This window comes from Rhodoblastus sp. (genome assembly GCF_041915505.1).
Lineage (GTDB): Bacteria > Pseudomonadota > Alphaproteobacteria > Rhizobiales > Beijerinckiaceae > Rhodoblastus.
Genome location: NZ_JAYSBG010000125.1, coordinates 5,209 through 9,506, shown reverse-complemented (window position 1 = coordinate 9,506; position 4,298 = coordinate 5,209). Strand labels below are relative to the sequence as shown.

At 61.1% G+C, this 4,298-nt stretch carries 5 protein-coding genes and 1 pseudogene; 2 read left to right on the top strand and 4 right to left on the bottom strand.

What is annotated here, in order from left to right; all coding sequences use genetic code 11:
- Nucleotides 1-35: 35 nt before the first annotated feature.
- Nucleotides 36-1,454: a glycosyltransferase gene (locus tag ACE3S9_RS09755; protein WP_374546262.1), complete on the top strand. Its 1,419-nt coding sequence runs from the start codon at nt 36-38 to the stop codon at nt 1,452-1,454.
- A gap of 16 nt (nt 1,455-1,470) precedes the next feature.
- Nucleotides 1,471-1,767: a hypothetical protein gene (locus tag ACE3S9_RS09750; protein WP_374546261.1), complete on the top strand. Its 297-nt coding sequence runs from the start codon at nt 1,471-1,473 to the stop codon at nt 1,765-1,767.
- Between the two features lie 372 nt (nt 1,768-2,139).
- Here the strand turns inward: ACE3S9_RS09750 and ACE3S9_RS09745 are convergent, their stop codons facing one another.
- The 4 genes and pseudogenes from ACE3S9_RS09745 to ACE3S9_RS09730 all read right to left on the bottom strand — a co-directional run.
- Nucleotides 2,140-2,316 (bottom strand): hypothetical protein, encoded by a 177-nt coding sequence (locus tag ACE3S9_RS09745; RefSeq protein WP_374546260.1) that lies wholly within the window; start codon nt 2,314-2,316, stop codon nt 2,140-2,142.
- 658 nt (nt 2,317-2,974) lie between these two features.
- Entirely contained in the window at nt 2,975-3,151 is a 177-nt protein-coding gene (locus ACE3S9_RS09740) for a transporter (protein ID WP_374546259.1), read from the bottom strand.
- 79 nt (nt 3,152-3,230) lie between these two features.
- A pseudogene (locus tag ACE3S9_RS09735) lies at nt 3,231-3,416 on the bottom strand (transposase); the annotation flags it as partial.
- A gap of 161 nt (nt 3,417-3,577) precedes the next feature.
- Nucleotides 3,578-4,298 (bottom strand): electron transfer flavoprotein-ubiquinone oxidoreductase (locus tag ACE3S9_RS09730; RefSeq protein ID WP_374546258.1); only part of this gene is annotated, 721 nt, incomplete at its 5' end.

Genomic DNA, 4,298 nt, shown 5'->3' with positions numbered 1-4,298 from the left:
GAGCCGAAATTGTCGCCCTCCGGCAGGCCAAAGCCATGCAGCGCCGAGGCTGGGCGGTCAAAGTCTTTGCCGCCGATTTCTCCTGGAAACGTGGCAGGGCCGCCGCGGTTGCGCTCGAGACCGTCGAGGGCCTTTCGGTTGCGCGCGTGCGCGTAAAACTCCGGGATGAATTCGTCTTTTTGAATCCTTCGGCGGAGCGGCCCTTTGCGCGTTTCTTGCGTGAATTCGCGCCCGATGTCGTGCATTTTCATAGTGTTTCCTATCTCGGACTCAATCTGATCGGGCTTGCGAAGGCTTCTGGCGCAAAAGTCGTCGTAACGCTGCACGACCGCTGGGCGTTCTGTTTCAAGGGCACGCTGCTGCGCGACGATTTCTCGCCTTGCACGGATTTCGACCAATGCGCGCTCTGTGCGCCAACCCTGCGGACTCCGGATGGTCAGTTGCCGCCGCGTCTGCGGCGCGATTACGCCATGGCGCAGCTTGCCCGCGCCGACATCCTGCTGGCGCCGAGCAAGGGGCTGGCCGAGGATTTCATCAAGGCCGGCGCCGACCCGGCCCGCATCACGATCCTGTCGTCCGGGATCGATCTGTCGCAAATTCCTCCGCGCCTCCGCGAACCGCGTGGGACGATTCGCTTCGCCTGCGGCGCTTTTCTTGGCGAGCACAAGGGAATTCACATTCTGGCCGAGGCGCTGGCCATCCTCTGGTCGGATCGCGCCCTGCGCGGAAAATGGAGCTTTCTCATCGCCGGCGACGGCCCTCTCTACCCGATCTTGTGCGATCTGCTCCACGACAAGGGCATGGCCGACGCGGTCGTGGCGCCGGGACGTCTCCCTCGCGAAAAATTACTCGCGCGCCTCGCCCAGGCCGACGTAGCCCTTCTTTCGTCGGTTTGCGTCGAGAACCAGCCGGTCTGGCTGCTGGAGGGTCTGGCTTCCGGCGCCGCGCTTATCGCCAGCAAGGTGGGCGGCGCTGTCGAACTGGTCGAGGATGGCGTTAACGGGCTTCTCTATCGCAGGGACGATGCCGAGGCCCTCGCCGCGGCCCTGCGGAAGCTGATCCTTTCGCCGGAGCTCGTGAGCGCCTTTTCCGCCGAGAACCTGCGTCGTCGCCAGCGATTCGACGAAACGGCCGCGGAGGTCGCGCTCGACGGGATCTACCGATCGAATCCGGCTGGAGCAACAATTCGCGATGAAATCCTGGCCTGCGGTTTGAACCGCAATCCGGCGGTCGTCGGGCCAGCCGTGGAATCGGCTCCACGAAGTCTGAACGGTCGCAAGATAAGATTGGTTTGGTTTCGGTGGCGCGTTGCGCCGCACCGCGCGGGGGCGCGCCTATGGATTTTTTCTCTTGGCCGGCGCCCAATGGACTGGGCCAGAGCCGTCATCGGATGGGGTCTGACGCCTCTTCTCACGCATGTCCGCGACGGCGTCGGAGGCTGGATGGGCAAATGAAGGAGTGTGACGCGTCATGATCGAGGATCCCACGCCGTCGCCGCCGTCCGCCGCTTCCGTCGAATTGGCCGGCGTCGGCGTTGAGCGTCTCCATGCTGAAATCGATGCGTTACGCCAACGTCTCGACGCGGCAGAGCGCGCTCTCGCCGAGGAAAGACGCGCATTCGCCGTTTGGCGAAGCAGGTCCGCGGAAACGGCGCCGATCGAACTCTCGCCACAAGCGATAAACGATCTGGCCGAAGCAATTTCGAAGTTTCGACGCCAGGGAAGCCCATTTCGTCGCATTATGCGTTTCTTGCGACCCGAAAAATGATGCGCTCGCGCTCGCCAAAGCGGAAATACGAACCGCGCCGCGCCATGGGGCGTTCCTGGCGCCGGCATCGAGCAGCCTGCGAAAGAAGAACGCGACATCTCGCCTGACACGACTTTGCGCCCGGGCGGCTTTCAGGACCAGCGCCGAATTCCGGATGGCGATACAAAGCCGCTATGCGCTTGAAAACGCGTCGGACGCCATCGGAGACGATCTCGAGAAGACCGAGCCCCTGAAAGGAAGTGGCGAACGTCTCGCCGAAGCCCGCGCGCCGCCTCGCATGCCGCCGATGCCGGGCGCTCGATAGCCTCGCTAATCCGGAACGATCGCAATGTCATTCACCCCATGGGCCGAACCGCGAAACTGGCGGGCGCGTCAAATATCGGGAAAGGGCGTGACGTCTGGCAAGCCGATTGCCTTGAACAACATGGCGACGGAATAACCGCATGCACGACGGAACGGGCGCGCGCCCGTCACGCCCTGCGCTTTCAGGGGCGCGATCGTCGGCAGCAGGATGGATGGCTTGTCGAGCTTGACGTGAAAGCCTCGCACGAGGCGAATTTCTCAAGACCGTTCACCGGGTGCTTATCGACGCGAAGCAGGCGTGCAAAAGCGCGACCTGTAATCACTCGTAATTGATCGATTTTAAAATGGCGCGCCATTCAGGATAAAACTGCGAGCACCTATCTCATTGAAATATTACTGTAACTTTTTTGGTGGCTCGCTTTCGGCTTTCGCCTCCTGCCGCCCGCGCCGCCGCGCGGTTCACCTCAATGGACCATTGATGTGGGACAATCGAGCACGGAGCCAATTGGTCGCTGGTTTGACGATCGGCTATGGGAAAGTTCTTCGTTCGCATCGATAGTCCAGGATAGATGGGAGAGCGCAAGTAGCGTCGCTCCAAAAGTGGCGCTACTTGCAGGCGCCGTCACTTGTGGAACAGCGACGAGCTGAGAGCTGGGTTTTCGTCCGGAGCCCACAAACGGAAGCTCAGATTAGCGAAGACCGTATAACCTTTCATGATTGTTCCACTGTCCCTACCGGGTCTAGCGGTGCCCCCTGAGGCGGTAGACGATACTTCGTCTGTGGCCACCACTTTTAGATTTACGCACCCGAAATTGTATCCGAGGAGACCGCCCACAGCCCAAACATCGTATTTGTTGGTGTTGATGGCGCCGCGGCAGAATGCACTTGAGGTGTCGCTGGAAACTTAGCCGCCATAATAGGCCACCGGGCCTAATGTCCATTTTCCTATCGTTTTTGTCGCCAAGAACTCGGCGTGCAGGATGTCGCCGGTCGTATACCCCGTAATCGTGTTGGCGGCGTTGAATTCCTCAAAGATGTTCGCTGTCAGATTCCATCCGTCCTTCTGATAGGAGATCCTCATTTCCGGCATAAATGAACCAGTCGACCCATTCCAGCGTGGCGAACTCGACGGCCTCGAAACTTCGCCACGGTCCACGCCGACGAATGCCGTTGTCGACTTCGGCCTTGTTGACCCATTCCCGCAGAGTATGCGGCGAACAGCCGATCTTCGACGCCACTGACGATACCGCCGCCCAGCGCGAGTCGTGATCGCCTTCGTGATCCAAAACCATCCGCACCGCGCGGGCGCGAACCTCGGGTGAACCGAAGGTCCGCGAAGCGAATATTTATTCGTCGTATTGCTCATAACGGCTCCAGCCTATTTGGAAGTTGGAGCCTCCGGCAAACCCGGCGCGGTTCACTATCCCCGTTGGCTACGATGCCGTTATCGATCATAGACACGGGCGACTATTTTATTTGGATTTGCCTAGCGCCAATTTCTCGCCCCTCACATATTGGGATAATTGGGTCCTCCGCCGCCTTCTGGGGTGGTCCAGGTGATGTTCTGGGCGGGGTCCTTGATGTCGCAGGTTTTGCAGTGGACGCAGTTCTGCGCGTTGATCACGAAGCGCGGGTCTTGCTTCGCCGCCTCGTCGCCATAGACCACTTCATAGACGCCCGCCGGGCAATAGAGCCGCGCCGGCTCGCCATAGGTCGGCAGATTGACGCCGGTCGGAATCGAGGCGTCCTTCAGCTTCAGATGGCAGGGCTGGTCTTCCTCGTGATTGGTGTTCGACAGAAACACCGAGGACAATTTGTCGAAGGTCAGCACGCCATCGGGCCTGGGATAGACGATCGGCTTGACCGCGCTCAGCGGCTTCAAAGTGGCGTAGTCCGGCTTGCCGTGCTTCAGCGTGCCGAACAGCGTCAGGCCGAAGGTATTGTTCAGCCACATGTCGAGCCCGCCGAGCGGCACGCCGAGATAAGTGCCGAGCTTCGACCACAACGGCTTGACGTTGCGCACCTTTTTCAGGTCGTCGCCAATCGGCCCGGCGCGCCAGCCGGCGTCGTAATCGGCCAGTTCGTCATGGGCACGGCCGGCGGCGAGCGCCTTGGCGGCGGCCTCCGCCGCCTCCATGCCGGACAGCACGGCATTGTGCGACCCTTTGATGCGCGGCACGTTCATGAAGCCGGCCGCGCAGCCGAGCAGCGCGCCGCCGAGGAAGGCC

What these genes read in the sequence shown, in the direction of transcription:
- ACE3S9_RS09755 (WP_374546262.1), top strand. Translation starts at nt 36, where the DNA reads ATGCAGCGCCGAGGCTGGGCGGTCAAAGTCTTTGCCGCCGATTTCTCC.
- ACE3S9_RS09750 (WP_374546261.1), top strand. Translation starts at nt 1,471, where the DNA reads ATGATCGAGGATCCCACGCCGTCGCCGCCGTCCGCCGCTTCCGTCGAA.
- ACE3S9_RS09740 (WP_374546259.1), bottom strand. Translation starts at nt 3,151, where the DNA reads ATGAGGATCTCCTATCAGAAGGACGGATGGAATCTGACAGCGAACATC.